Annotated in this window: 21 protein-coding genes and 1 pseudogene; 12 read left to right on the top strand and 10 right to left on the bottom strand. The window is 63.7% G+C overall.

The genetic code is table 11. The features are described from left to right. Positions 1-6: 6 nt before the first annotated feature. From hutU to ACE3UG_RS00600, 4 genes are all read right to left on the bottom strand, one after another. On the bottom strand, positions 7-1,686 hold the full coding sequence (gene hutU / locus ACE3UG_RS00615) for a urocanate hydratase (protein WP_374618327.1): 1,680 nt from the start codon (positions 1,684-1,686) through the stop codon (positions 7-9). Between the two features lie 140 nt (positions 1,687-1,826). Further along, positions 1,827-2,582, bottom strand: coding sequence for a histidine utilization repressor (hutC, locus tag ACE3UG_RS00610; RefSeq protein WP_374618326.1), 756 nt, complete (start codon positions 2,580-2,582; stop codon positions 1,827-1,829). A gap of 206 nt (positions 2,583-2,788) precedes the next feature. Further along, positions 2,789-4,072, bottom strand: coding sequence for an MFS transporter (locus tag ACE3UG_RS00605; RefSeq protein WP_374618324.1), 1,284 nt, complete (start codon positions 4,070-4,072; stop codon positions 2,789-2,791). Positions 4,073-4,133: 61 nt separating this feature from the next. Further along, positions 4,134-5,108 carry a LysR substrate-binding domain-containing protein gene (locus ACE3UG_RS00600; protein ID WP_374618322.1) on the bottom strand — a complete coding sequence of 325 codons (975 nt, stop codon included), beginning with the start codon at positions 5,106-5,108 and terminating at the stop codon, positions 4,134-4,136. Between the two features lie 141 nt (positions 5,109-5,249). On the opposite strand from ACE3UG_RS00600, the gene ACE3UG_RS00595 reads away from it, so the two are divergent. After that, entirely contained in the window at positions 5,250-5,984 is a 735-nt protein-coding gene (locus ACE3UG_RS00595) for an SDR family NAD(P)-dependent oxidoreductase (RefSeq protein ID WP_374618320.1), read from the top strand. A gap of 80 nt (positions 5,985-6,064) precedes the next feature. Further along, positions 6,065-6,286 (top strand): 4-oxalocrotonate tautomerase family protein, encoded by a 222-nt coding sequence (locus ACE3UG_RS00590; protein WP_374618319.1) that lies wholly within the window; start codon positions 6,065-6,067, stop codon positions 6,284-6,286. 75 nt (positions 6,287-6,361) lie between these two features. Here ACE3UG_RS00590 and ACE3UG_RS00585 read toward each other — a convergent pair whose 3' ends face one another. The 3 genes from ACE3UG_RS00585 to ACE3UG_RS00575 form a co-directional block, all read right to left on the bottom strand. Continuing rightward, entirely contained in the window at positions 6,362-8,560 is a 2,199-nt protein-coding gene (locus ACE3UG_RS00585) for a TonB-dependent receptor (RefSeq protein WP_374618318.1), read from the bottom strand. Between the two features lie 96 nt (positions 8,561-8,656). Beyond that, a complete protein-coding gene (locus ACE3UG_RS00580; protein ID WP_374618317.1) occupies positions 8,657-9,004 on the bottom strand; it encodes a hypothetical protein in 348 nt (115 codons plus the stop codon). A gap of 275 nt (positions 9,005-9,279) precedes the next feature. Then, the gene (locus tag ACE3UG_RS00575; RefSeq protein ID WP_374618315.1) at positions 9,280-10,581 is read right to left on the bottom strand and encodes an aspartate aminotransferase family protein; all 1,302 of its coding nucleotides are present in this window, start codon (positions 10,579-10,581) and stop codon (positions 9,280-9,282) included. A gap of 94 nt (positions 10,582-10,675) precedes the next feature. Here ACE3UG_RS00575 and ACE3UG_RS00570 point away from each other — a divergent pair, with 94 nt between their 5' ends. The 3 genes from ACE3UG_RS00570 to epsC all read left to right on the top strand — a co-directional run bounded on the left by ACE3UG_RS00570 (position 10,676) and on the right by epsC (position 13,469). Next, the gene (locus ACE3UG_RS00570; RefSeq protein WP_374618313.1) at positions 10,676-11,566 is read left to right on the top strand and encodes a LysR substrate-binding domain-containing protein; all 891 of its coding nucleotides are present in this window, start codon (positions 10,676-10,678) and stop codon (positions 11,564-11,566) included. Between the two features lie 180 nt (positions 11,567-11,746). Further along, positions 11,747-11,875, top strand: a complete 129-nt coding sequence (locus tag ACE3UG_RS00565) for a hypothetical protein (protein WP_374618311.1) — start codon at positions 11,747-11,749, stop codon at positions 11,873-11,875. Between the two features lie 652 nt (positions 11,876-12,527). Next, on the top strand, positions 12,528-13,469 hold the full coding sequence (gene epsC, locus ACE3UG_RS00560; RefSeq protein WP_374618309.1) for a serine O-acetyltransferase EpsC: 942 nt from the start codon (positions 12,528-12,530) through the stop codon (positions 13,467-13,469). A 140-nt stretch (positions 13,470-13,609) separates the two neighbouring features. Here epsC and chrA read toward each other — a convergent pair whose 3' ends face one another. Further along, positions 13,610-14,845, bottom strand: coding sequence for a chromate efflux transporter (gene chrA / locus ACE3UG_RS00555; protein WP_374618307.1), 1,236 nt, complete (start codon positions 14,843-14,845; stop codon positions 13,610-13,612). A 530-nt stretch (positions 14,846-15,375) separates the two neighbouring features. Here chrA and ACE3UG_RS00550 point away from each other — a divergent pair. The 7 genes and pseudogenes from ACE3UG_RS00550 (at position 15,376) to ACE3UG_RS00520 (ending at position 24,647) form a co-directional block, all read left to right on the top strand. Next, positions 15,376-18,537, top strand: coding sequence for a deaminase domain-containing protein (locus tag ACE3UG_RS00550; protein ID WP_374618635.1), 3,162 nt, complete (start codon positions 15,376-15,378; stop codon positions 18,535-18,537). A gap of 191 nt (positions 18,538-18,728) precedes the next feature. Further along, positions 18,729-18,952, top strand: a pseudogene (gene narH / locus ACE3UG_RS00545) (nitrate reductase subunit beta); the annotation flags it as partial. A gap of 213 nt (positions 18,953-19,165) precedes the next feature. Beyond that, a complete protein-coding gene (locus ACE3UG_RS00540; protein WP_374618305.1) occupies positions 19,166-20,077 on the top strand; it encodes a LysR substrate-binding domain-containing protein in 912 nt (303 codons plus the stop codon). 243 nt (positions 20,078-20,320) lie between these two features. Then, positions 20,321-21,463, top strand: coding sequence for a porin (locus tag ACE3UG_RS00535; RefSeq protein WP_374618304.1), 1,143 nt, complete (start codon positions 20,321-20,323; stop codon positions 21,461-21,463). 97 nt (positions 21,464-21,560) lie between these two features. Next, entirely contained in the window at positions 21,561-22,859 is a 1,299-nt protein-coding gene (locus tag ACE3UG_RS00530) for an MFS transporter (RefSeq protein WP_374618303.1), read from the top strand. Between the two features lie 33 nt (positions 22,860-22,892). Continuing rightward, positions 22,893-23,573: a hypothetical protein gene (locus tag ACE3UG_RS00525; protein ID WP_374618301.1), complete on the top strand. Its 681-nt coding sequence runs from the start codon at positions 22,893-22,895 to the stop codon at positions 23,571-23,573. Positions 23,574-23,618: 45 nt separating this feature from the next. Beyond that, entirely contained in the window at positions 23,619-24,647 is a 1,029-nt protein-coding gene (locus ACE3UG_RS00520) for a zinc-binding dehydrogenase (RefSeq protein ID WP_374618299.1), read from the top strand. 55 nt (positions 24,648-24,702) lie between these two features. On the opposite strand, the gene ACE3UG_RS00515 is transcribed toward ACE3UG_RS00520, so the two are convergent. Both ACE3UG_RS00515 and ACE3UG_RS00510 read right to left on the bottom strand, forming a co-directional pair. Next, positions 24,703-25,002, bottom strand: coding sequence for a DUF1488 domain-containing protein (locus ACE3UG_RS00515; protein ID WP_374618297.1), 300 nt, complete (start codon positions 25,000-25,002; stop codon positions 24,703-24,705). Continuing rightward, positions 24,992-25,921: MBL fold metallo-hydrolase RNA specificity domain-containing protein (locus ACE3UG_RS00510; RefSeq protein WP_374618296.1), on the bottom strand; the 930-nt coding region annotated here is incomplete at its 5' end. The genes ACE3UG_RS00515 and ACE3UG_RS00510, both read right to left, overlap by 11 nt.

Below are 25,921 nucleotides of genomic sequence, written 5' to 3'. Positions count from 1 at the left end.
TCTCGCTTACTTCGCGGTGCCCAGCATGGGCAAATTCAGGCCGTGCTCGCGGGCGCACTCGACGGCGACGTCGTAGCCCGCATCGGCATGGCGCATGACCCCGGTGGCCGGGTCGTTGTTCAGCACACGCGCGATGCGCGCGGCGGCGGCGTCGGTGCCATCGCACACGATCACCACGCCCGAGTGCTGCGAAAAGCCCATGCCGACACCACCGCCGTGATGCAGCGAGACCCAGGTCGCGCCACTCGCGGTGTTGAGCAGGGCGTTGAGCAGCGGCCAGTCGGAGACGGCGTCAGAGCCATCGCGCATGGCTTCCGTTTCGCGATTGGGGCTGGCGACCGACCCCGAGTCCAGGTGATCGCGGCCGATGACGATTGGTGCCGAAAGCTCTCCCGAGCGTACCATTTCGTTGAACGCCAGTCCGAGCTTCGCGCGCAACCCCAACCCAACCCAGCAGATCCGTGCGGGCAGGCCCTGGAAGCGGATGCGCTCGCGCGCCATGTCGAGCCAGCGGTGCAGGTGCGCGTCGTCGGGAATCAATTCCTTGACCTTCGCATCGGTCTTGTAGATGTCTTGCGGATCGCCCGAGAGGGCAACCCAGCGGAACGGGCCAACGCCGCGGCAGAAGAGCGGGCGGATATAGGCGGGCACGAAGCCGGGGAAATCGAACGCGTTCTCGACCCCTTCGTCCTTGGCCATTTGACGGATGTTGTTGCCGTAGTCGAACGTCGGCACACCCATCGCCTTGAAGTCGAGCATGGCGCGCACGTGCACGGCCATCGACTGCTTGGCCGCCTTGACGACCTCGGCGGGCTTGGTGCGAGCGCGTTCGCGGTAGTCGTCCCATGTCCAGCCGATCGGCAGGTAGCCATTGAGCGGGTCGTGCGCGCTGGTCTGGTCGGTGACCATGTCCGGGCGTACGCCACGCCGCACCAGGGCCGGCAGAATCTCGGCCGCATTGGCGCACAGGGCGATCGAGACGGCCTGGCCGGCGGCCGTGTATTTGGCGATACGGGCGAGGGCGTCGTCCAGATCGTCGGCTTGTTCGTCGACATAACGCGTGCGCAGGCGGAAGTCGATGCTGGACTGCTGGCACTCGATGTTCAGTGAGCAGGCGCCGGCCAGCGTAGCCGCCAGCGGCTGCGCGCCGCCCATACCGCCCAGACCGGCGGTGAGTACCCAGCGGCCCTTCAGGTTGCCGCCATAGTGTTGGCGGCCGGCTTCGACGAACGTCTCGTAAGTGCCTTGCACGATGCCCTGACTGCCGATGTAGATCCACGATCCGGCGGTCATCTGGCCGTACATGGCCAGCCCCTTGGCGTCGAGTTCGTTGAAGTGCTCCCAGTTGGCCCAGTGCGGCACCAGATTCGAGTTGGCGATGAGCACGCGCGGCGCGTCGGCATGCGTCTTGAACACCCCCACGGGCTTGCCCGACTGCACGAGCAACGTCTCGTCGTCACCGAGCGTCTTGAGCGTTTCGACGATCGTGTCGTAGCACGCCCAGTTACGCGCGGCCCGCCCGATCCCGCCATAAACGACGAGCGCGTTCGGGTTTTCGGCGACGTCCGGGTCGAGATTGTTCATCAACATACGCAGCGGGGCTTCGGTCAACCAGCTACGGGCATTGAGCTTCGTGCCGCGCGGAGCGCGGATCGTGGCGTCGCGATATCGGGAGAATTGGCTCACAACATTCCTCGGGTTCGGAGCAGATATTGGCTTGTACAGTATTGTATATACAAGTCATCGTGAACTAGGGTTTTCACGCACAGCTGCGCATCGAGGCGGACGGTGTAGAGGAACGGCGAGGGACTTCGGGGCGGACTCGCTTACACGGCTTCGCCGAAGCGGCCTTCAAGTCGGTGGCGTGAGCCGGGGTGCAGCAGGCGGGCGACGGAGACGATGCGTTTGCCCGACCACGTACGACGGCGAATAAGCAGGCACGGCTCGGCGCGCGGAATATGCAGCCATTGCGCTTCGTCCGGCGTGGCGGTCACGGCTTCGACGACATGCTCGCCCGACGTGAGCGGTGCGAGACGCTGCAAATAGGCGTTCGGGGTGAGCTGGGTAAAGTCCTGGTCGAGGTAGTGCGGTGCGAGCACGGGATTGACGAAGCGGTCTTCGATCTGTACGGGCACATTGTCCTGATAGTGGACGATCACCGAGTGGAACAGCTTCTCGCGTTCCTGCAGGCCCATGGCGAGGGCGCGTTCAGGCCCGGCGAGTTCCTCGCGAAGCAGCTTCACTTCGGCGTGATGGCGGTGGCCGTGCTCGGCGATCTCGTCGGCAATATTGTTGACGGCCAGCAGCGCAGAATGCGACTTCGGCTCAGCGACGAAAGTCCCGACGCCCTGCATGCGCACGAGTCGCCCCTCGGCGGTGAGTTCTCGGAGCGCCCGGTTGATTGTCATGCGGCTCACGCCCGAGACGTCGACCAGTTCGTTCTCCGAGGGCACCCGGTGATGCGGCGGCCAGGCGCCGCTGTCGATCTGACGGCAGATGTATTGCTTTATCTGCAGATAGCGGGGCGCCGGCCCTTGTTCGTTAAGCGTATCGACGCTCGGCTGGGCGGTTTGACGTGGCACCTTGATGGCCTCTCCGGTCACGAATGTGCAGGTGGGAAAGCCTGAAGGATAAGCCAATCGCTTGCCGCAGAGGAGAAAAATGCGGCGCGCCTGCAAATGCGGTGCGTGGGTGCCGCTGCGTCCGGTGTCGCGTGTTCAGGGGGGCAGGAGGTTCAAGTGGCTAAAGCGGCTGAGGTGGCTGAGGTGGCCGAGGTTGCCGGGATGGCTCAGGCAGGTTGAGCGGCGTACCTGGCGCTCATCGCTCGGGCGCCATTCGCCAACAAGCTGCAAGCCATCAGCAGCGCAGCCGTCACGAAGAACACCGCCGGCAGACCGAACACCACGGCAATTTGCCCGCCGATCACGGGCCCGACCACCTGACCGCTGAATTGTGCCGACTGGAGATAGCCGAGCATCTTGCCGGTGCTGCGTTCGTCGACGGCGTGCCGTGCGAGCTTTCCGATGGCCGGTAGCAGGCCGGCCAGCGTCATGCCCATCAACACGCGCAGCGCGGCCAACTGCCACCAGGAAGTGACAAACGCCTGCGGCACCATGACCAGTGCCGTCGCGATGAGGCACCCGACGATGACGCGCCAACTTCCGACACGGTCGGCCAGTGCGCCCAATCGCGCGGCGCTCAGCATACTGCCCAGTGCCGAGCTGGCCATGACGACGCCGGCCACGCGCGTCAGATGCGCGCTGTCCACGCCCAATTGCCCGATATAGACGGTAATGATCGGCTCGATGGACATGTTCGCGAGCAGCACCATCATCGCCGTGACGAGAATGGCGGCGATGATGCCGGGGTGTGCGCGATGTATGGGCGTGAGCGTCGTTGCGGCGGCGCGGCGATTGCCGTCGCGCGAGGCATCGAACGCTTCGCGAATCCCGAAGGTCGTTAGAAGCGCCGTGATTGCGATCATCGCGCCGCCTGCGAAGAAAGTGCCGCGTATTCCGAGCAGCGGCGGCAGCAACCCGCCGACCAGCGGCCCGATCAAATTGCCTGCGAGCGCCCCCGTCGACAGCACGCCCAGCGCCCAGCCCGCGCGTTCGCGTGGCGCCTGCGTGCCCACCATCACGGTCGAAGCCGACGCGTAGCCGCCGATCAGCCCCGCGATCAGGCGTAGCCCCACGAGTTGATAGATGTTGTGCGCAACGCCGATGAGCGACATCACGATCGCCATGCCCACGGCCGCGCGGATGAGCATGGGCTTGCGGCCGTACCGGTCGGCGAGATGGCCCCAGAGGGGCGCGGTCACGGCCGTGCCAAGGAACGTTGCACTGAACGCGACGCCCGACCATTGAATCACGGCCGCCTCCGATTCCACGCCCAACTGGTGGACGTAGAGCGGCAAGAACGGCAGCAACATGCTCAGGCTCACCAGCGTGGTGAACGAGCCGAAAACGGCGATGGCCAGATTGCGGCGCCAGTACGGTGCGTTACGGTCTGCGTAACTTGCGGCACTGACATCTGCCGTGGTGTGCGGTGTTGCGTCGGGGCGGTGACTCACAAAAAACCTCTGCGTTGCGCAATGCGTTCGCGACCGGGCATCGATGGCCCGTACGTCGAGTCTAGTCTGCGTGCGGAGATGCCGGAATGGCCGTTGTGCGGAAGTCACTCTTACGCGATGCGGATGAATGCGCCAACGTCTGCATCAGGAAATCGACGAAGACGCGCGCACGCGACGGTAGCGACTTGCCGTGCGGATATATCAGGCTGACCGGACGCGAGCGCCCCGCATAGCCGGGCAGCACCTCCACCAGGCGAGCGTCGGCCAGATCCGTCTCGACGATGAAGCGGTAAGTCTGGAAAAGGCCGGCGCCGGCCTTGGCGAGCGTGACTCCCGAGAGCACGTCGTCCGAACAACGGAAGTTGCCATGGGCCTGATGCTCGATGTCGCGGCCCGCTTCGCGGAACAGCCACGGTATCGCACGGCCCGTGCTTGGCAGATCGAATTCGATGCAATCGTGTGCGGCCAGATCGTCGAGCGTTTGCGGAATCCCGGCGCGACGCAGGTAGTCGGGGTGCGCGACGACGACGAGCGCCGCATCCTCGAGATGACGTGCCACCATGCGCGATTCGGGCTGGGCGCGAAAGCGGATGGCGAAATCGAAGCGCTCCTCGTGCAGGTCGACGTTCCGGTTGTCGACGTGGGCATGCACCTTGATGAGCGGGTATTGCGCCCGGAACGCAGGCAACAGCGGCAGCAGACGGAAGTGCGCATAGGTCGTCGGCACACTGATGCGAAGCGTGCCGGACGGCTGCGACTGCGCACCCGAGACTCGGCGCTCGGCCTCGGCCAGCAGCGCGAGGGCGGTCCGGCATTCGTCGAAGTACGCGCCGCCGCCTTCGGTCAGGCGGATGCTGCGCGTCGAGCGCACGAACAGACGGACGCCCAGCCGTTGTTCGAGCCGGGCGATCGACCGGCTCACGGCGGCGGGCGTCACGCCCGCAAGATTGGCCGCCGCCGTGAAGCTGCCCGCTTCGGCCGCCAGACAGAACAGTTCGATGCTGCCGAGCAGAACGTCGTCGAATTGGCGTTGCATATTTATTACACGATGTAAAAAGACAAGTGTAATCGCATGTGTTTTTCGCGTCTCGAATCACGAATAGAGTGGTGCTCAACCTGCGGGGCGCCCGGATACGCCGCCGTCCCGGCGGGGCGATTCAAGACGAGGACAGACATCATGAGCAAGTCGGAACACACGGTCATCATTACGGGCGCCACGAGCGGCATCGGTCTCGGACTGGCGCAAGCGTTTCTGAAGGACGGCTTCAACGTCGTCGGCACGGGGCGCAGCAGTGCGCGGCTTGAAGAGACGGCGACGCGTCTTGCGGCAGGCGAACGATTCCTGCCGGTCGCGGGGGACGTCGGCAACCCGGCGGTCGCCAACGTCGTGTTCGCCAAGGCCATCGAGGCTTTCGGACATGTGGACGTGCTCATCAACAACGCGGGCATCTTCACTGCGAAGCCGTTCGTGGATTTCACCCCGGACGAGATTGACGAGCAGATCGCCACCAATCTCAAGGGTGCGCTGTACTTCTCGCAGGCGGCGGCACGGCACATGAGCGAGCGCCGTCGCGGCAAGATCGTGAACGTGACGGCGGCGATTGCCTTGCAGGCGCACGCTGGCGTGCCTGCGTTGATGGCGGCGGCCCTCAAGGGCGGCATGAATCAGGCGACGCGCGCGCTGGCGCTGGAGCTGGCGCCTTACGGTGTGACGGTCAACGCGGTGGCGCCCGGCGTCGTGGACACGCCCATGCACGCCCCCGAGACGCACGATGCGCTGGGCCGGATGCACCCGCTCGGGCGCATTGCTGCCGTTGCCGACATCGCGCGGGCGGTACGCTTTCTCGTGCAAAGCAATTTCGTGACCGGCACGATTCTGCCGGTGGACGGCGGCTTCAGCGCCGGGCGCTGATCGACACGGGGTCTTCCCGTCATTCCCAGCGGAGCACGGCGCGGCGATTGCGCCGCCCGCACCGATTCAAGGAGTCAGACATGCCATTCGTCAGCATTCGTATCACCCGCGAGGGTAATACCGCCGAACAAAAAGCCCAGGTGATTCGAGAAGTCACCGACACGCTCGAACGCGTGTTGCACAAGCCGCCGCACCTCACGCACATCGTGATCGAAGAGATCGACACTGACAACTGGGGCTACGCCGGCCAAACCACGACGGTCATTCGACAGTCGCCACCCGATGCGTCAGCGATGTCGTGACGAGACGGGCTGCGCAACGCGCCGCCGCCCAAGTGGCGGGCAGCGGCGCGTGCGCAATCAGAACGATCAGAACGATCAGAACGGCTTGGACATGGCCAGATAGAACGTACGACGAGGGCCGAACTGCGGCGCGCCCACGCCGATGCCGGTGCCGTCGCGCAGCTCGTAGACCCGGTCGAAGAGGTTGATGACGGAGAGCTTCACGTTGAAGCGGCCTAGCCCCGGCATGTTCACCTTTTGCCCGACGCCGAGGTTGATCTGGAGGTAGGCGGGCAGGTGTTCCGCGTTGGCGAACCCGCTGCGCAAGCCGGAGCCGAAAAGCGCGTCGGCCGAGAGCAGTGTCCGCCCCCACTGATACGACACGCCCGCCGACGCCGTCACTTGCTGGTCGTGATCCAGGTGCACCCAATGGCCGTTGATGTAGGCCAGTTCGTCGGCGTCGAAGTTGAACTGGCCTGTCTCGATGCCTTGTCCCATGGCGCGCGAGATCGCCACGTTCAGATACGCGCCGACGTTGCCCTGCCGATAGTTGAGCGTGCCTTCTACGCCGTAGATGCGGCCTTTGTTGTAGTTGAACGTCGAATAGATGAGGGCGTTGCCGAATTGCCCTTCGTCCTGGAGATGACGCACACGGCGATAGTAGGCGTCGAGGCCGACGGTGATCGACGACGTCAACTGATGCGAGATGCCGAGATCGAAGTAGTCGGAGCGTTCGGCAAGGACTGCGGTGTTCGCGTCGGATGGCAACGCGTTGGTGGTGTTGAGGAATTTCGAGACCGAGGTCGTATCGATTTTCTCGGTGGCCGGTGGCGTGAAGTACCGGGCGTAGCCTGCATGAACCCGGGTGCGGCTTGTCAGGTCGTAGGTCAGACCCAATCGCGGCGATAGCTGCCCCTCGTCGGTGACTGTGTTGACGTGATCGTAGCGCGCGCCGTAGTTGATGGTGAGGCGTTCGGTGGCCTTCCATTCGTCTTGCAGATACATGCCATAGGTGGTGCCACGCGCGCTGGCGTTATCGACAATGGTCAGCGGGGTGCCGCTCGTCTGCTGGCCGTCCAGTGCGGGGAACACACTCGACGTGTTGTCCACGCCGAACTGTTCCTGCTGCAGGAACAGACCAAAACGCAATGTATGACGATCGGTGAGCTTGTAGCTGTTGTCGGCTTGCAAGCCGTAGGCTTCGTTGCGCCGCGTGATATCGGCCGCAACGCCGTTGTACACGAGGTCGCCGATGGGGTCGGGGGTGTAATCGACGCGGCTCGTGCGGTGGAATAGCGAGATCTGCGCGTCGAGCTTCGGCGACAGGTGGCTTTGCCACGACAGCACCTGAAAATCGGTGCGCTCCTGTTGATGGGTATTGAGACTCGCCGAATCGGGAATCGCGGCGTTGTCGAGCGTATACGCCGGTGCGACGCCCGGCACGTTCGGAATCTCGAAGCGGTTGTTGGCCGTGCCGAACATGAAGGAGACGCGGTTATCGGCATTGAGCACATACGACATCATGCCGAACGCGTTCGTCTGGTTCGTGTGGTTGTGAATCGCGTTGCGATCACCTGTCGGATTCTCGATACCCATGTCGTTCGCCGACACTCGGGTGCTGAGGTAGTAGCTTAGCGCTCCTTTGGTCCCGTAAAGCTGTGTGTTGACCTCGCGGTCTGCATGGCTGCCGAACACGACACCCACTTCGCCTGCGAAGGCCTTGGGGGGCTCGCCCGTGTCATCGTCCAGGCCGGGCGAGCCTTTGGTGCGGATGTCGACGATGCCTGCCGTCCGGTACCCGAACTGCGCGGGGAGCGCGCCGGTGATCAGGTTGATTTGTGAGGCGATGCGCGCATCGATGGCTTGTCCGAAGCCGCTGATGGCTTCCGGAATGATTACGCCGTCAATGCGGTACTGCAGATTGGCGTGGTCGCCGCGCACGTGCAATTGGCCATACGAGTCCTGCACCACGCCCGGCGCTTGCAGCATGACCTGATTGAGCGGGGTGTTCGCGCCGAGCGGCAGCGTCTGGATGTCTGTCTGGTCGAAGTTGTAGACGGAACTGCCGGTCTCGGGCGAGAGCGCATTGCGCGCTGCGTCGAGGCGCCTGGCCGAGACGGTCGTGGCCGTGAGCGACGTGCTCGTCTTGTCCGCCGGCGTGGTGTCGGCGTCGGCAACCGTTGATGGCGAAGCAGTTTGGGCGTACGCGTTGACGGCAAATGCGGAAGCCGCCGCAGCAGCGAGGGCGTGACGGGTGAGCGCGCCGAAGCGCGGGCGTGTGGGGTTGGCAAGCATGCCGATCCTCATTGTGCTTTGCGTGTGGATGCCGTTCGCCCCGCGTGCCCACGCGAACGCGGGCGCGCCGGTTGCGGCGACGGCGAATGTTCTGATTCAGACGGGCGCGACTGGACGGCGGGGCGGATCGCGAATATGCGTCGGCCCCGGTGGGACCGAGCAAATGCGCATCGGCACAGGCGGCGGATAGCGCCACGGGGAAGCGTCGCGAAGCGGGGCGAAGAACGGCAGCGTCGGCAGTGCCGCATCGACGGCGATCAATGCGAGGCATTGCTCGCACACGGTGCTGCGGTCGCGATCAGGTGGCGCGGGCAGATCGGTCAAGTCCCCGGACACGGCGCCAGTAAGCGCGGCCACCGTGTGCAACACGACATGCCGTGCAAGGGCGGTCTGCGAGATCAGCACGCAGACGACGAGCCAGAGCGGTAACCAGCGACGACGCATGAATTGACGGTGACGATGGAACAATGAGACGCGAAAGCAACGACGCACCGCACATCGATGCGGGCAGCGCGTGGCAGGAATAACAAATGCAACTCAATTGCATTGCAACTGAGTTGCGAATTCTGTCACAACCGCGGGGGCTTGGCCACGTGCGCACAGCGGGGGCGCGCGTACGGGGGGGGGGGGGGGGAGCGGGGGAGTTATCGGATGGGCGCGGTTCGCGCGGCGTTGGCCACGCGAACCGTAGTGCGGGATGGTGGGCGTTGCGGTGAGCGTTACAGTGAGCGTTCGATGGCCTGACTGAGCCGGGACAGTCCGAGATCGATTTCTTCCTCGCTGACCGTGAGCGGCGGGGCGATGCGGAAGACCCCGCCCATGCCGGGCAATTGCACGATGTTCATGCTGAGGCCGAGGTTCATGCATTCGCGGGTAATTTTTGCGCCGAGTTCGTTGGCGGGGGCTTTGGTGTGTCGGTCCTTGACGATCTCCATTCCGAGCAGCAGGCCGCGACCACGCACATCCCCGATGCAGTCGAATCGTTCCATCAGGCCAAGCAATCCGTTGCGCAAGCGTTCGCCCATGACGTTGGCGCGTGCCACGAGCGCGTCGCGGGCGACCACGTCGAGCACGCGCAGGCCGACGGCGGCTGGTAGCGGGTCGGAAACGTGCGTGGTGTAGAAGAGGTAGCCACGTGCGTGCGCGCGTTCCTCGATTTCGGCAGACGTTACGATGGCGGCGAGCGGAAGCCCTGCGCCGAGGGTTTTCGAGAGCGTGAGGATGTCCGGGGTGACGCCGTCGCGCTCGAATGCGAACATTGTGCCGGTGCGGCCGATGCCGGTTTGTGCTTCGTCGAGAATCAGCAGCATGCCGCGTTCTTCGCATTTGCGCTTGAGGGCGGCGAGATACCCCGGCGGCAGTTCGATGATGCCTCCCGAGCTGAGAATCGGTTCTGCAATGAAGGCGGCCAGATTGCCGCTCGACTGGCGATCGACGAGGTCGAAAGCGTAGTCCAGTTCGGCGAGATAGTCGTACTGATCGGCCGGGCCGAAGCGAGGGCGGTAGGGGAATGGGGCGGGAATCGCAAACGAGCCTACGGCGGCCGGTCCGACACCTTTGCGTCCTGCGCTGTAGGTCGCAGACGCAGCGGCGCCCGTCATGCCGTGCCACGATTGCGCGAACCCGACGATTTCGAACTTTCCGGTGACGAGCTTGGCCATGCGAATGGCGGCCTCGTTCGACTCGGCGCCGGTGCTCAGGAGCATGACCCGATCAAGGCCCTCGGGGGTGATGTCGGCCAGCCGTTTGGCGAGATCGACGACCGGACGCGAGAGCATGCCGCTGAACAGGTGGTCGAGTTTGCCGATGGACTCGGTGACGACCGCGACGATGTCGGGATGGCAATGGCCAAGCACTGCGCTCATCTGACCTGACGTGAAGTCAAGGATCGCGCGCCCGTCGGCGTCAAAGACGAAGCTGCCTTGTGCGCGCTCGATAATCATCGGCTCGAACGTGCCGCCGTAACGGATCAGGTGTTGCTGAACATTGCGCCAGAAGTCAGGGTCTTGGTTCTTGGACACGTGGGAAGCTCCGTTAGACAACAGCGACAGGGAATACGCAACCATCGCTTGCAGTCTATGCATCGCTCTGCTTTCATAGAAGCGAATAATGCTAATGAAAGATATAAGTGAGACTAATATCGTGAGTTTGATGCTTGAAATCGATCTGCTGCGCTCCTTTGTTGCGATTGCACAAGCGGGTTCGCTCAGCCGCGCGGCGCAGCGGATGGCGCGAACGCAATCGGCATTAAGTCAGCAGATGAAGCGTCTGGAAGCGATTGTCGACCAGCCGCTGCTGCAGCGAACCGGTCGCGGCGTGGTGTTGACGCATTCGGGCGAGCGCCTTTTGGGGCATGCCAGGCGTATTTTGCGAGCGCACGACGAAGCGATGGCCGATATGTCGGGCCGAGGGCTGAGCGGTACGATTCGGTTCGGGTGTCCGGACGACTATGCGGCCGCGTTTCTGCCTGATTTGTTGCGCGAGTTTGCGGTGGCGCACCCGCATGCGCTGGTCGAGGTGATTTGCGAGCCGACGCCGCGTTTGTTGGAGCAACTGGCGCGCCACGCGTTGGATTTGGCGTTGATTTCGGTGCCGGACGGTGTTGAGGACGGCAGTGTGATTCGACGGGAGCCGTTGGTGTGGATCGCAACGCCTGGACTGGAGGCGGCGGGCGCCAACCGGGACGTGCCACTGCCGCTGGCGCTGTCGGACGCCGATACGCTCGACCACATGGCGGCGTGCGAGGCGTTGACCCGAGTGGGGAGGGAGTACCGTATTGCCTATGCAAGCAGTAATCTGGCCGGGCTGACGGCGCTGGCACGCTCGGGGCAGGCGTTTGCGGTCATGACGCAGACCGCTGTGCCTGCAGATTTACGCATTGTTACAGGTGATACGTTGCCGGCGTTGCCATCGGTTGGGATTACGGTAAAGTTCGATCGCGCGCGCCCGAACCATCTGAGCGTGGCGTTTGCCGATCACATCCGGCGGACGCTGGCGGTGTTGTAGGGGGGAGACGTCGGGCATTCGAGTCTGCGCCGATCCGGGCGAATTTGAAGCACAATTGCGCGTTGTTTTGCGGCGTGGGCGGCATTCACGCCCTTCAAAAAAGTCGGGTCTCAGGCCTTTGGATGGTCCAACGGCGGCTGTGGACTCGTGGTTATTCCGTTTTTTTGTATCGAGGTCGATATGTTGGCGCGTTTCGTGGCGTTTTTCCTGGTAATCGGTTCGCTGCTTTCTCTGGCTGGCTGCAATACCGTCGACGGCGTCGGGCAGGATATCTCGGGCGCGGCGCGCACGGTCAAGCGGGCGCTATAATGCCCCACGCCGGGTGACGCGTCGCCCGGCTGACGTATCAGCGCAATAGGCCGTTCCACTCGTTTGAAACGCTGGATCGCCCGCTTTGATATTCCCGCCTGCCCGCGCTGCACTCGTCTTCGAGCAAACCCTCGAATCGTCGTGACGTATGTTACGCGCAGGCGATCGTCTCCGCCTTGGCCAACGTCACACGTCGAATCCAGCTCCTTCGCCACGCACCTTGCAGCAAGTCAGACATCAACCGACCATCTCCCAACAGAACTCCCCCCCCCTTTGGCCACGCATGATTCGCGGCGGTCAATCCGATTTCCCCACACCTCCCCCCAGACGGACCGCAGCCCCTTTCCGCCGCTCAGACATAAACCCAACTCGCTGCAAAAAGGGGCTCCGGTCCATCCCCCTCCACGCCTTCCCCCACTTCCACCCAACACCCAACACCCAACACCCAACACCCAACACCCAACACCCAACACCCAACGTCTACCGCCTACCGCACGCCATCGCTCCGCCGGCTCCCCCTAAAACCACATCGCCATCGGTGCTTTGGAAACCCGCTATCCTTTGTCGGTTGGCGCCCACGCGCCCCCTTCGTTCGCACCTGCTCTCGGCGACAATACCGCCCCCAGCACCCGCTTTTCAGGAGCCCCCCCTCGTGGCCGCTTTCGACATCGACGATATTGTCTCCTCCTTGCACTCGGCTCGCCTGCGCTGGCGCGACGGCCAACGACGCCCCCTCGAATCAGGCAGCCGTGATCTGCCGTCCCGCGAACGGCTGGCAGAAATCATCTCCCAAATCAAAGGCGTCCTCTTCCCGATGCGCCTCGGCCCACCCGACTTGCACCAACAAGGCGAGAATTATTTCGTCGGCCATTCGCTCACCAGCGTCCTCAACGGCCTCGCGGAACAAGCCCGCCTCGAATGGCGCCACAAAGCACGCCACGATCCAAGCATCACGTCCTCCCTCACCGAAGAACGTGCCCACGCAGCCATCCAACAATTCGCACGAAAACTCCCGGAAATCCGCGAACTCCTGGATCAAGACGTGCTCGCAGCCTATCAAGGCGATCCGGCCGCAGGCAGCGTCGACGAGGTGCTGATCTGCTATCCAGGCATCCACGCCATGATTCACCACCGCATCGCCCACGAACTCTACCGGCTGAAATTGCCACTGCTCGCCCGTATCATCGCCGAACAAGCACACTCGGAAACCGGCATCGATATTCACCCCGGCGCCCAGATCGGCGCCGGATTCTTCATCGATCACGGCACCGGTGTGGTCATCGGCGAAACCGCAATCCTCGGCGAACGCGTGCGCGTCTATCAAGCCGTCACCCTCGGCGCCAAACGCTTCCCGGCCGACGACGACGGCAATCCCCGTAAAGGTCTCCCGCGCCACCCCATCGTGGAAGACAACGTCGTCATCTACGCCGGTGCAACCATTCTCGGCCGAGTCACCATCGGCCAAGGTTCCGTCATCGGCGGTAACGTCTGGCTGACCCAGGATGTGCCCCCTTACAGCAACATCACACAAGCCAGATCCCGCACGGAAGCAGGATCGCCTCCAGTATCCGGCTGCGATAACGATCCGTCCTGAACCCCCCGCATTCCACACTCATACGCAGCTCGGCTGCGCGGCTCCCCGCCACGATGCAAATGACCCGAATAGCGCGGGGAGGTCGCTCAACGCCCCGCGCTCGAACGGCGGCAAAACGCGCCGTCCCGCACCTCCACCACTCACACGAGCCCCGTCGCGCCCGCCATGGCGCATAACGCAACCACGGCAAGCGGCGGCGCTTTCCAGCGCGTCAGCAGGACGCACGCAATGGCGGCGACCGCGAAATCGGCAGGGCTGTGTACAGCACTCGTCCACACAGGCGAGTACAACGCCGAAGCCAAAATCCCCACAACGGCGGCATTTACCCCAGCGAGCACGGCCGCCGCAGGCGCGCGCGCGCGTAGCGCCTGCCAATGCGGCAAAGCGGCAATCACGAGCAACAACCCAGGCAAGAATATCCCCGCCGTCGCAAGCGCAGCACCGAGCCACGGATGCGCAGGCCCCCCGGATAGCCACCCCAGAAACGCCGCGAATGTGAAGAGCGGCCCCGGGACGGCTTGCGCCGCACCATATCCTGCAAGGAAGTCGTTTGTCGTTACCCACCCCGTCGCGACGGTCTGCGCCTGAAGCAGCGGCAGCACCACATGTCCGCCCCCAAACACCAGCGCTCCAGCGCGGTAGAAACCGTCGAATATCGCCACTGTCCGGTCGCCGGTAATCTGGTGCAGTACCGGAAGTCCGGCCAGCATCGCGCAGAAGAGTACGAGCGCCACCCCGCCCGCTGTGCGAGAGACCTGGAATCGATGCGGCGCCAGCGGCGATGCGGGCGTCTTCCGATCAGCCGATCGCAGCAGCAAGTAGCCGAGCCCCGCGCCGAGCACGATCACTATGAGCTGAGCAAATGGGGTGGCTGCCAGCGCGAGCACGGCCATCGCAGTCAACGCAATGCCCGCACGACGCGTATCAGGACAGAGCCGTCTCGCCATGTCCCAGACGGCCTGCGCCACAACGGCGACCGCCACCAGCTTGAGCCCATGCAGCACGCCGTCGCCGACCGGACCACCCACGTGCGGCGCAACGATGGCGAATACGAGCAGGAGCAGCACCGACGGCAGTGTGAACCCGCACCACGCGGCAATGCCGCCGAGCCATCCAGCACGCAGCAGACCGATGGAGAAGCCGACCTGACTGCTCGCCGGCCCGGGAAGAAACTGGCACAGTCCAACGAGATCGACGAAGTGCTCATCGTCGAGCCACCGCCTGCGCTCCACGAATTCACGTCGGAAATAGCCGATGTGGGCGACCGGCCCACCAAAGCTCGTGAGCCCCAGCACGAGAAACGCACCCAGCACTTCCAGTACGGCGCGCGGTCTCGTTACGCAGGGGGAAACAACGGTCTCGATATCTGTTTTCAATGGATTCAACGATCGTTAGCGGAACGTGACAGCGCCGTAAGCTTAGCCGAAATGCGGTGACGTCGCCGTGACCTGCTGCTGCGCCGATCACCAGCCGGTTCACGCTATTTTGGGCACGCAAGATGTTTGCCTCCGGACGGTGTGTGCGTCGTGTAAAAGGTCGACGTGCGCCCGCCGCCGAGCCGGTGAGCTTCGCTCGCCACGCTTGACGTGTCGCATCCGCCGCGTCCATTTCCGAATTCTGCGCCAGGACAGGGGGAGTCGTCGAAACTGCCACAGTCACCGGTTCGTTTCAGGAATCGCGCGGCGTCGTGCCGCGTTAGCGTTCTCCTCCTCGCTGCAAGTGTTGCCCCTGCGGTTGCGAGTCAGCGCAATGGCATAACGCAGCAGAATTCACGGAGATACGCTCAATGACACGATTGCACCACGCAATGTCGCACCATGCCCATCGACCGGCTGTTCATGTGCACACCGGTAGACCGCGCGTTGAACGCCGCGCGTTCGCCGAAGATTGGCGCGCCAGTGTGCCGATGCCGCCGCGGGCATCCCGGAACGATGCCCGTTCGCAGACGAACCGACGCTCGATCTCGCAAGCCGCGCGGGCCACCGACGTGCATGTCGGTGCTGCTGCGCCAGCCCGCCGCGAGATGTCCAATGCGGCGTTCGCGCTGGGCCTGCTGGCCGTTGTCTGTACGACCGGGGTGGCTGCCGGGACCGTCGCGCCAGGCGGCCCCGCGACCGGACTGCGCTCGCTCGCTCGCAGAACTGCACGCATCGGGCCGCCGGTAAGCGCCGCGCCCATCGCACCGTCTCATTCGGAGGCGGTGTCAGGCGTTCGCGCGATGTTGCGCGTATGGCCAACGCGTCGCGACGGCGGCGGTGTGATGGCGCAGTGCCTCCCGGCGCCGAACACCAGAGCGCTTGGCGTCTCGCCAGCGCCGGCGGAAAGCCGCGAAGCACTGAGAACGGGGCTGACGGCCTTTCACGGCGATATCCAGCGCGCCATTGTCTCGATGATCCGAGAGGCGGTCGCGGCCACCGATGAGGAGACGCGTGCGGCATTTGCCGATGCCGAGGTCCTGATTCCCGGACGTGCATGGGTGACTATTGTGCGTGCAGGGAAGTCGGGGTCGCCGCCGACGCGCTCCAGTCACACCGCCTCGCACGCGATCTCCTTGCATCTCAGGGACGAGCAGGGGAAATGGCGCGCATACGCACTTTCGCTCGCCCGCGAAGCGCCCGCACTCGTCATACCGATGGTGTCGTGCAGTCCGCTCGGGTGCTATGCCGCGACTTATGGGCCGGTGCTATGGGGCGAGCGTTGGCCGTCGATCCGGTCACGGATCGAAGAAGGCGACGAGGCGAAATTCTCCTTCCATGTCGCCGGTGCGACGATCTCGCCCGGGTGGCCATCGCCCGACTCGTCGGTCCTTGACTCGCCGGATTTGAATGAAATCGCCGAGCTTCTGATCGATACGGTGACGAAGCGCGCCCCTCGCGACCGTCGCGAGGTGGCGGGCGACACGTTCGGCGGGCGATCTCGCCGACAAGCGGCGAGCGATGCCGGCCGGCTCGGAGCCTTGGCCTCGCGTTTGACGCGCGCGGGGCTCGAGTGTCTTGCCGCAGTGGTGCGTGCCGATAGGCTCCACGAGGACGCCATCGCATTGCTGCAACACCTATGGCCCGCCAGATCGGTCGAGCCATCCAGCGATGTGGCGCTCCGGCAAACGCCATTGCCGCCGGTCATCAAGCACGAATCGTTTTCCGGGGAGTTGGGCCGAGGCGTGCAATGGGTGTTGCCGCCGGATGTCTACGTCGAATACCTTCCCGATCTGACGCAGAATGGCGTGAAAGTCTTCGAAATCGACGGCGTGCGCTACGGTGCGATGGTCGCGCGCACCCGCAAGCATGCCTCCGATCTTCGGCCGCTCGAGGACATTCGTCGCGAAATGGGACCAGAGTCGCTGTGCCGCATTTCGCGCGGCATGGGGGCCGATGTCGACGGTATGTGTCTCGAATGTCACTCCGAGCGCGAAGGCGAGATGACGGTCACGGAGCAGGGCGCAACGCTGACTCAGCATCAGGTGGTAGAAACGTCGCCGCTGGTGCGGCTGCGCGTCGTCGTCAGTTCGCAACTGTTTCAGGCGGCGGACGGCAGTTCGACGTTTTTCGCCTTCGGGCGCTTAGGCAGTCTTGATGCACAGGGCACACCCCGTGTATCGGCGGACTCGCCGCACGTCGATCCGTCGGTTTATACGCCGGTGCTCAATGGCGAACTGACCTACTATGAACAGCCGACGACCGAAGGCCCGGTCGGTGGGCGTCGCGTGAGTCTTACGCTCGGCAACATGCGCGTCTCGGCGCCGTTCGGCACCTATCGAAGCCGCAGCAACGCGCTGCGTGGTGTGGTGCAACTCTCGCCCGACGTGTACTACCGATTTGCATTGCCCGATGGCGATGCCGGTGATTCGGCACATCAGGTTCGTCTGCACTATCGCTCAGCGACGCATCGCGACATTCGCGCATATCGGATTGCGCAGCATCATCGTGCGGCGGCGGAAAGCGCGATCGTGCTGCCAACGATTTCTTACGGCGAGGCACGGACGTTGCTTCAGCTGTATCTGAAGGTTTGGGAGCAGGCGCCGTCGCCGGCGGATGTATGGCGCGGCCTCGAGGACATTTCGCTGTCCGTAGTGCAGGCCAGGCAAGCGATTCGCGACCTGACGCAAGCCATCGAGCATCGGGTGGCGGCTTTCCGGGCGTCGCCGGACGCAAGCGAATCGTCGCCCGCGCCCGATGTTGATGCAGCACTGATGCCGATGTTCAATCGCCTATGGAGTCATTGGCAGCACTATCCGGCGCATGCGGAGGCATTTATCAACGCGGTTTCAAGGGCCTTCGTCTCGCGACCCGCGCCGCTCGCGGCATGGTCGCAACTGCCGTTCGTCGGGGACGTGCAAACAACACGCGAAGTTCTTTCGATCTTCGAGACGGTGCTCCCCGGGATGTCGGGTCTGCAAGCGCTGGCGCGTGGCACGGCGCGCTCGGCGCGCGATGTGGGCGAGCGGATACGCGCCGTTTCGCGCAACGCCAATATTGCCGTTGCGGAAGTGACACTCGTCGACGGCTCCCGAACGATCTACTACTGCCTGTCAGGCCTTCAGCGAACACCATTGCCCACGAATGCGCCGACTGTACGGTTCGTGGATGCGGGCAGGGCCTATGCGCAGCGCGAGCAAAGCATTATCGACCAACACGAAAAAGCATCGGGCTCCGAAGACGATCGCATTTTCACAGAGCCACCCGAACTGCGGTTCGCGATGGCCGATGCCGATCTGCCGACATACAACGCCGCGACCGGCGGATCGCAGTCCCGCACGCTCGACACCGAACGGATGATTCTGGCCCAGATCTACGCGGACCATCCGTTGGGTGAGAATGTCGTTCGCTCGATTGTGCTTTGTTCGCGGCTGCCGTTCTGCGACTCATGTGCCGTCAATCTCGCGATGGCCCCTTATCACTATCCCGACGCTGAGTTGCGGTTCTACTACGTGGCACCGTCGCCGCGCGACCGCAGAGCGGTAGCAAGCACTGGGCCGTCGACGTCGACGACGGCAAGTGCGCATGGCGCAGCGCAAAGCTGGGCGCGTTCGAATGCCGGCGCAGACCCCCATGAGCACGCCTCGTTATGATCGGGACGTTTGATCAACCCTCCGTTCATTGATCGCATTTGACGCCACGCCCGGCGCGTCCGTGTGCCGCATTTCGCCCTTCACGGCGTCTTGCGGTGCGCTGCGGGCTATGTCGAATCTCACGCGGGTGGAGGGGGCACGACGAGGTCGTGCCCGTTCTGTTCATTGCGAACTACGGACGTCGCGGGTGGCGCATTCGCTATCTCGGCGTGTTGCTGTATGACGCGGACTGCATCGGCGACGCGGCCGGCGTGCTCGATGGGAAGGATCGCGACGGAGCCAGTTGTCGGTTTTTCTCGACCCCATCGATCCGGCGCTGATCGACCAGACGAAGCGCGACGGCGTGCTGGACGCATGGATCGACGGCGCACAGGCGTCGCCCGTCTCCACGATGGCGGTCGACTGGCGCATTGCTCGACGCCCTCAAGATCCGCGCGAGCATGCTTCGTGTTCATCTACGGGATCGTGTGGGTGTCGCTGATCGTGATCGATCTGTTCGAAGTGCGACGCACGCGTCGTGATGTGGCTTGGCACAACGCTCTGTTCGAGCGTCGGCGTTCGCGAGCCGACCGGAACGGTTCAATCTATACAATTGATCTTCACAAGCAGCGAAACAGGGTGGGGAGCAATGGACAGTGTAGAGAATGTGCGAGCTTTTCTCGCGGTCGCCGAGATGGGCAGTTTCACCGCCGCGGCGCGCAGACTTGACGTTTCGGCGCCAGTGGTCACAAAGCGGGTCAGTGCGCTGGAAAAGGAACTGAAGACGCTACTCTTTCAACGCACCACGCGCAGCCTCAGTCTGACCGCCTCGGGCCGTGAAATGCTGGGTGCTGCGCGTGACGTCCTGGCCGCCTATGAGCGCCTGTCGGAGCGCGCTTCGGCCGATGAACGTTCGCTCGGGGGGCGTTTGCGCGTCAAGGCGCCCGCGTCGTTCACGAACCACTTCCTCGGCAGGCTGCTCAATGAGTTCTTCCTCGCGCATCCCAAAGCCAGCCTCGAACTGCAACTGGCGAACCGTGCCGTCGACCCCGTGCTCGAGAGCTTCGATTTTGTGATCACGGGGCTTCCTGTCTCCTATGAAGGCGTCGACGAGTTCCCGCTCTGTCCGTTCAAGCGCCACGTCTATGCGTCGCCCGATTATCTGGCGCACCACGGTACCCCCGAGCATCCGTCCGATCTGCCTGCCCATCGCTGTCTGCTCTATTCGTATCAGAACACGGTGCGCACGTGGACGTTTACCGATGCTCGTTCTGGCGACATTCAAGTGAGCGTGGACGGGGGCTTCGCGACCAACGATATCGATGCCATGCACAATGCCTGCGTGGACGGCATGGGGGTAGCCATTCTCCCTCGATATCGCGCCAACGGCAGTGTCGGGGCCGGAAGCCTCGTTCAGCTACTTCCCGGCTTTGGACTGCCCGACTACTGGATCAAGGTGCTACGCCCGGCCAATCATCACAACCCCAAGCTGTTCCACGCCCTGCTGGACTATCTCGTCGAAGGTCTTGAGCGGCTCAATGCACACGGCCCCTACCTATGATCGCCCAAGCCGAGGCACGCCGATCGTCATGAGGCGGCTGCGCGATTATTTCCGAATCGCGTGTTCTGAACTTCCACTTCGCCTCTATGTCGCCACCCGGCGTTCGGCCATTATCTGGCCGAACGGTGCACGGCAAGCCAGACGCACGGCGCCGTCGACAGTCTGTCCGCCAGCCAGAGCGCGCAGCGCCGGGCCCTTCAGGTGCGATCAGACAAGACAATAAAAGAGATACAGGAGACAACCTTGAAGCACTGGATCGCCTGCCTGCCGCTCGCGGCATGCTCGCTGAGCGCGCTCGCGCAAAGCAATGTCACTCTCTACGGCGCGGTTGACGCCGCCATGACCTACGTGAACAACACCGGCGGCAAGTCGGCCTGGCAGGCGACCAGCGGCGGGCGCGCTGGCGACAAGTTCGGCTTGCGCGGTGTCGAGCCTCTCGGCGGCGGCCTGTCTGCGATCTTCACGCTCGAGGCTGGCTTCAATATCATGAGCGGTGTCGCCCAACCGGCGAACACCTTCTTCGGCCGGCAGGCATTCGTCGGGCTGTCCGACGAACGGCTCGGTACGCTCACGATCGGCCATCAATATTCGATGACCAACGACTACTTCGTGCCGCTCTCCGGCTCGTTCATGTTCGCGGGCGGTCTCGGTGCGACGTTGGGCGACATCGATGGCTCCTGGAATTACAACAAGATCAACAACGTCATCAAATACGAGAGCCAGACGTACGGTGGCGTGAAGTTCAGCACGATGCTCTCGCTCGGCAACACGGCGGGTGACTTCGCGAAGGACCGCACGTATGGCTTTGGCGGCTCGTATACGCAGGGTGGCCTGCAGATCGCCGGCGCGTACATGAATATGCGCACCCCCGGCACTTCAATCTTCGGTGCGGCAAGCGCGGCACAGCCGGGCGCTGCCTATGCGAATCCGGTCACCAATCCGATTTTTCAGAATTACGTCACCGCAACGAGTGAACAGGTCGTCGGCGGCGGCGCGAAATACTCCTGGGGGCGCTCTCAGATCTCGGCGATGTACGAGAACGTGCGCTTTCTCGACATCGTACGTACCGCAGCCAACCCCCTGGCCCCGCCCAATGCAGTTTTCAACAACTATCAGATCAACTACGGCTACCACTTTTCTCCCAGAACCATGGCCGGCGTGGGGTATCAATACAGCTTTGCGCCGGGCGGGCACTATCAGTCGGTCGAAAGTGGGGCTGCCTACAATTTCTCAAAGCTGACCTACGTCTACGGCATTCTCGTCTGGCAGCATGCGAGCGGGCACGATTCGACCGGCAAACAGGCCGTGGCCGACATTTTCGGCTTGAACGCGTCGACCACCCCCAACCAATTGGCCGTGCGCATCGGTTTGCGCAAGCTGTTCTGACCTTAGCCACGGGACCTGAACTCGCATGCGAAACACAATCTCTCTCCCAAACGCGCCGGCGTCGCTGGATCTGCAATCCTTTATTGACGGGCGCCGAATGTCAGGACTGCAGTGGCGCGTGGTCGTCCTGTGCTTTCTGATCGTCGCCATCGACGGCATCGACATCGGACTGGCGGCGTATATCGCGCCCGCCGTGCGTCGCGAATGGGGTCTGTCGGTCGCGGAACTCTCGCCAATCTTCATATCCGCGCTACTCGGCATGATGGCAGGCTCGCTGGTCTTCGGGCCGCTTGCGGACCGGCGCGGACGCCGCTTCGTGCTGCTGGCGTCGGTCGCGACATTCGGTCTCGCGACACTGGCCACGCTGTTCGCGACCAATGTCACCGAACTTTCGATCCTGCGCTTTCTCGCCGGAGCGGGCATTGGCGGCGCCTCGCCAGCCGCAGTCACGCTCACGGCCGAGTACGCTTCAGGCCGGCGCAAGCTGTCCATCATCACCTTGATGATGTGTGGCAATTCGATGGGTTCTGCCTTCGGCGGTGTGATCGCGTCGCAAATCATCGAGCGACACGGCTGGCACGCCATGGTGCTCGTGGGTGCGGTATTGCCGCTGCTGCTGTTGCCTGTCCTGTGGGGACTGCTGCCCGAGTCGATGCGCTTTCTCGCGCTGCGCCGCCCCCACGACCAGGTACGCCTTCGTGCACTGGCACGACAGATCGCCCCCGATGACGTTTCGCCGCAGACCACATTCGTCGCGCACGAAGCGAAGTCAAGCCGCTCGCCCGTGCGTGAGCTGCTCGTGGCGCCGTATGCGCGCGGCACATTGTTGCTGTGGACCGCGTTCTTCATGGGACTGTCGGTGCTGTATTTGATGGCAAGCTGGCTGCCGACCATCATCACGAATTCCGGCGGCTCGATGCGCAATGCAGCGCTCATCACCGCTTTGTGGTCCATCGGCGGCACGACCGGGGGGCTGCTGCTTGGGCGTGTGATGGATAGCGCCAGGCCGGCACGGGTGCTGGGGGCGGCCTACGTCGTGGCGTTTGTCACCGTGGTCTGCATTGGCCGGACGTTTGGCAATGTCGCAATGCTTGCACCGCTGGTCTATCTGGCCGGTGTTTGCATCAGTGGCACCCAGGTCGGTCTGAATGGCCTGAGCGCGACGTATTACCCTACGGCGAATCGTGCCACGGGGGTCGCGTGGGCAACGGGCATCGGCCGCTTCGGGTCGATGCTGGGCTCAAGCGTCGGCGGCCTGTTGCTCGGCTCGGGCATGGCATACCCGATGCTGTTCCTGATCGTCGGGGTTCCCGCGCTGTTTGCCGCAATCTGTATGTTCGCGATGCCAGCTTCCCAAACCGAGCCAACGTCGGTGCTGGCGCCCGGAACCCCCTGAACGCACACTTATCGACAACTGGATAGCAGACTCATGGCATTTCCCGGTCCGGCGTTTCTGGCGCTCTGGAATGACGTAACGCCGCAGCACGCGCACGAGTACAACCGCTGGCACACCCGCGAGCACGTGCCGGAGCGCGTTGGCATTGATGGTTTCATCGAGGGACGGCGGTATCGGCATGCGACGCCGGGGCAGCGTGAATATTTCACCGTCTATGGCGCCAACGCCCCCGAAGTCTTCCGGTCGCAGGCCTATCTGAACGTGATCGAAGACCCCACGCCCTGGTCCGTCAACATGCGCTTGACGTTGACCCACGTGCTGCGTGCGCCGTGCCGGACACTCGGCTCGGCGGGAAGCGGCACGGGCGGAGCGCTCGCGTGCGTGCGGATTCACGGCGCAGCGCCTGCGCCACAAGCGGTATCCACGTTGCTTGCGGCATGCGCTGCGCTCGACGGCGTAGTCGCCGCCCATCTGGGCGAGGTCTTCACGGCCCAGCCGAATGCGTTCGCGCGCTGGACGGCGGCCGAAATGCCCACACATGTCCTGCTCGTCGAGTCGGAAGACATCGATGTCGCGCGTAACTTGAGCGCGGGCATTGGCGCGCGAGTCGTCGATGCGCTACCGGTCTTGGATACCCCCAACGTCGACGTGTATTCCATGATCTTTGCGATCGGACACGCCGACGTCGACGCCTCGCTGCGCCGTACACGGTAAGCGCCTGCGTCGACAGCAACGAACCGCGATAGCTGGAGTTTCCTTATGCAAGCGTTGCAAAAAATCACCGCCGCCTTCGGCCTGGAGTGGCGGGACGTCCCCGAACCCGAACAACCCGGCGCGCAAGAGGTCATCGTGGCAGTGAGTGCTGCGGGCATTTGCGGCAGCGATGTCCACATCTACGATTGGTCGGGTGGCTACGAATTCCTGCGAGGCGCGTTCCCCGTCACGCTCGGCCACGAGTTCGCAGGCCGAGTAGCGATCCTGGGCGCCGATGTCGGCTCGCTCAGCGTAGGCGAACCGGTCGTCGTTATTCCCTCCGTCGAGTGCGGCGTGTGCAAGCACTGCGTCGCAGGTCGCCTCGACGATTGCCGCGATCGCCGCGGTATCGGCATGCTGCGTGACGGCGCGTTTGCGACCCATGTCCGCGTGCCGGCCCGCAATTGTCTGCCGTTACCGGCGGGGATCGACGCCGCAGTGGCATCGCTCGCGGAGCCGCTGTCAATCGGGCTTTCAGCGCTCAAGACGGCGCAGGTGAAGGCCGGGGACCGCGTGCTGGTGATGGGACCAGGAACGATCGGCCAAGCCATTGCCATGCTGGCGAAGGCACAAGGCGCACAGGTGGCGATAGTGGGACACAACGACGCGGAGCGCCTCGCCACGGCACGCACGCTAGGCGTCGATGCAACGCTCGATATCGAAGGCGCGCCCGAAGGCGCCATGCGCGCGCTGCTCGGAGACCGCGAGTACGATGTCGTGATCGAAGCGACGGGTGCCAGCGCTGCGGTACAGGCCGGGCTTGACGTCCTGCGACCCTCGGGAGTGTTTGTCGTTTGCGGGATTCACGGCAAGCCCATCAGCTTCGACGGTGCGAAGCTCGTGCGTATGCGTCATCAGATTCGCGGTACGTACCGGGCGTCACGAGAAACTTGGCATGAAGTGCGCGACTTCCTGGTGGCGCATCATGCGTCGCTGGCGCCGATGGTGACGCATCGGTTGCCGCTTGCGCAGGCGCTCGAGGGTTTTGAAATGGCGCGCCGCAAGATCGGCTCGAAGATCGTGTTGGTTCCGTGACGCGGATTCGCGCACTCCGCCGCGCCGCCCCGCGGGCGACCGGGCGCGCGGCCTGCTAGTTGTCGCGCGAGGGAGGATACTCCATTCCCCAACGGAAATGCCCGCTGTGCAGCAATACGGGCGCACCGAGGCACAGTCCGAGGTAGCGCTCCGTCATCTTCTCGATCGCCCCGCGATGCGCCCTGAAGGCGGCCATCAGATCTTCGGCGTTGCACGATTTGGCCCCAAAGTGGTCTTCGAGAGCCTCCGCAGAGATCGCACAGACAACGCGCTTGTGGTTAAAGTCGGCCGCAAACTCGATCGTCAGGTCATCTGCGTTATAAATCGGCGCAATGTGTGGAAACTCAATCTTCATGACCCGGCTCCTCGGATGCGCGAAGGCGGCGATGGCGCTCGCCAGGTTCACCGGTCATGGCAGATGTCTCGGTCTCGACGGCGTTCGCTCCGTCCAGGCGTACCTGCTCCATCGGCTCCACGACGTGACAAGGCCAGCCGAAGCGCTCCACGATGCGTCTGCGAAGACTATCGGCGGCGGCCGGCTCTCCATGGTTCACGAAAATGTGACGAACAGGCTTTGCAAACGCCGAAAGCCATTCCAGCGTCTCGCCATAGTCGGCGTGTGCCGACAGCGTATCGAGTTGAACCACCTCGGCGTTTACATGGACGTAATCGCCAAAGATCTTGACCTCGCTACCACCATTGACCATCGTCGCTCCGCGTGTTCCAGGCGCCTGGAACCCGGTAAAGAGCACCGTGTTGCGCCAATCGCCCGCCATCGCCTTGAGATGGTGCAAGACTCGACCGCCCGTGGCCATGCCGCTTCCGGCGATGATGACGCGCGGCACCGAACGGGTATCGAGCCACTTCGACTGATCGACACTGGTGACGAACGTCGCCGCGCCGCACATCTCGGCACATTCGGCCCGGCCAAGCCGGTGATCCGCCAGATGCGCCGAATACGTATTCGTGACGTTGATGGCCATCGGGCTATCGAGATAGACCGGCACGTCCGGAATGCCTCCGGACGCCTTCAGCCGCGCAATCCAATAGAGCAGGCTCTGCACACGCCCCACGGCAAACGCCGGAACGATCACCGTGCCTCCCCGGGCGAAAGTCCGGTTCAGAATCTCGGCCAATTGTGCGCCGGGGTCGGTCCGATCATGCAGGCGGTCCCCGTAGGTCGACTCCAGCACCAGGTAGTCAGGCGCCACTTGCGCGGCCGGTATGGCCGGTGCAGGCATGATGGGATCGTCTCGCCTTCCCAGATCGCCCGA

Origin of the sequence: Pandoraea sp., assembly GCF_041919235.1 — a bacterium.
In the GTDB taxonomy this organism is placed as follows: domain Bacteria; phylum Pseudomonadota; class Gammaproteobacteria; order Burkholderiales; family Burkholderiaceae; genus Pandoraea.
This window is presented reverse-complemented; position numbering and strand designations above follow the sequence as displayed.

Coding starts and splice junctions, on each gene's coding strand:
- ACE3UG_RS00540 (WP_374618305.1), top strand. CDS start 19,166: ATGGACAGTGTAGAGAATGTGCGAGCTTTTCTCGCGGTCGCCGAGATG.
- ACE3UG_RS00595 (WP_374618320.1), top strand. CDS start 5,250: ATGAGCAAGTCGGAACACACGGTCATCATTACGGGCGCCACGAGCGGC.
- ACE3UG_RS00565 (WP_374618311.1), top strand. CDS start 11,747: ATGTTGGCGCGTTTCGTGGCGTTTTTCCTGGTAATCGGTTCGCTGCTT.
- ACE3UG_RS00580 (WP_374618317.1), bottom strand. CDS start 9,004: ATGCGTCGTCGCTGGTTACCGCTCTGGCTCGTCGTCTGCGTGCTGATC.
- ACE3UG_RS00525 (WP_374618301.1), top strand. CDS start 22,893: ATGGCATTTCCCGGTCCGGCGTTTCTGGCGCTCTGGAATGACGTAACG.
- ACE3UG_RS00530 (WP_374618303.1), top strand. CDS start 21,561: ATGTCAGGACTGCAGTGGCGCGTGGTCGTCCTGTGCTTTCTGATCGTC.
- ACE3UG_RS00520 (WP_374618299.1), top strand. CDS start 23,619: ATGCAAGCGTTGCAAAAAATCACCGCCGCCTTCGGCCTGGAGTGGCGG.
- ACE3UG_RS00590 (WP_374618319.1), top strand. CDS start 6,065: ATGCCATTCGTCAGCATTCGTATCACCCGCGAGGGTAATACCGCCGAA.
- ACE3UG_RS00570 (WP_374618313.1), top strand. CDS start 10,676: ATGAAAGATATAAGTGAGACTAATATCGTGAGTTTGATGCTTGAAATC.
- ACE3UG_RS00600 (WP_374618322.1), bottom strand. CDS start 5,108: ATGCAACGCCAATTCGACGACGTTCTGCTCGGCAGCATCGAACTGTTC.
- ACE3UG_RS00585 (WP_374618318.1), bottom strand. CDS start 8,560: ATGCTTGCCAACCCCACACGCCCGCGCTTCGGCGCGCTCACCCGTCAC.
- ACE3UG_RS00550 (WP_374618635.1), top strand. CDS start 15,376: ATGCCGCCGCGGGCATCCCGGAACGATGCCCGTTCGCAGACGAACCGA.
- ACE3UG_RS00515 (WP_374618297.1), bottom strand. CDS start 25,002: ATGAAGATTGAGTTTCCACACATTGCGCCGATTTATAACGCAGATGAC.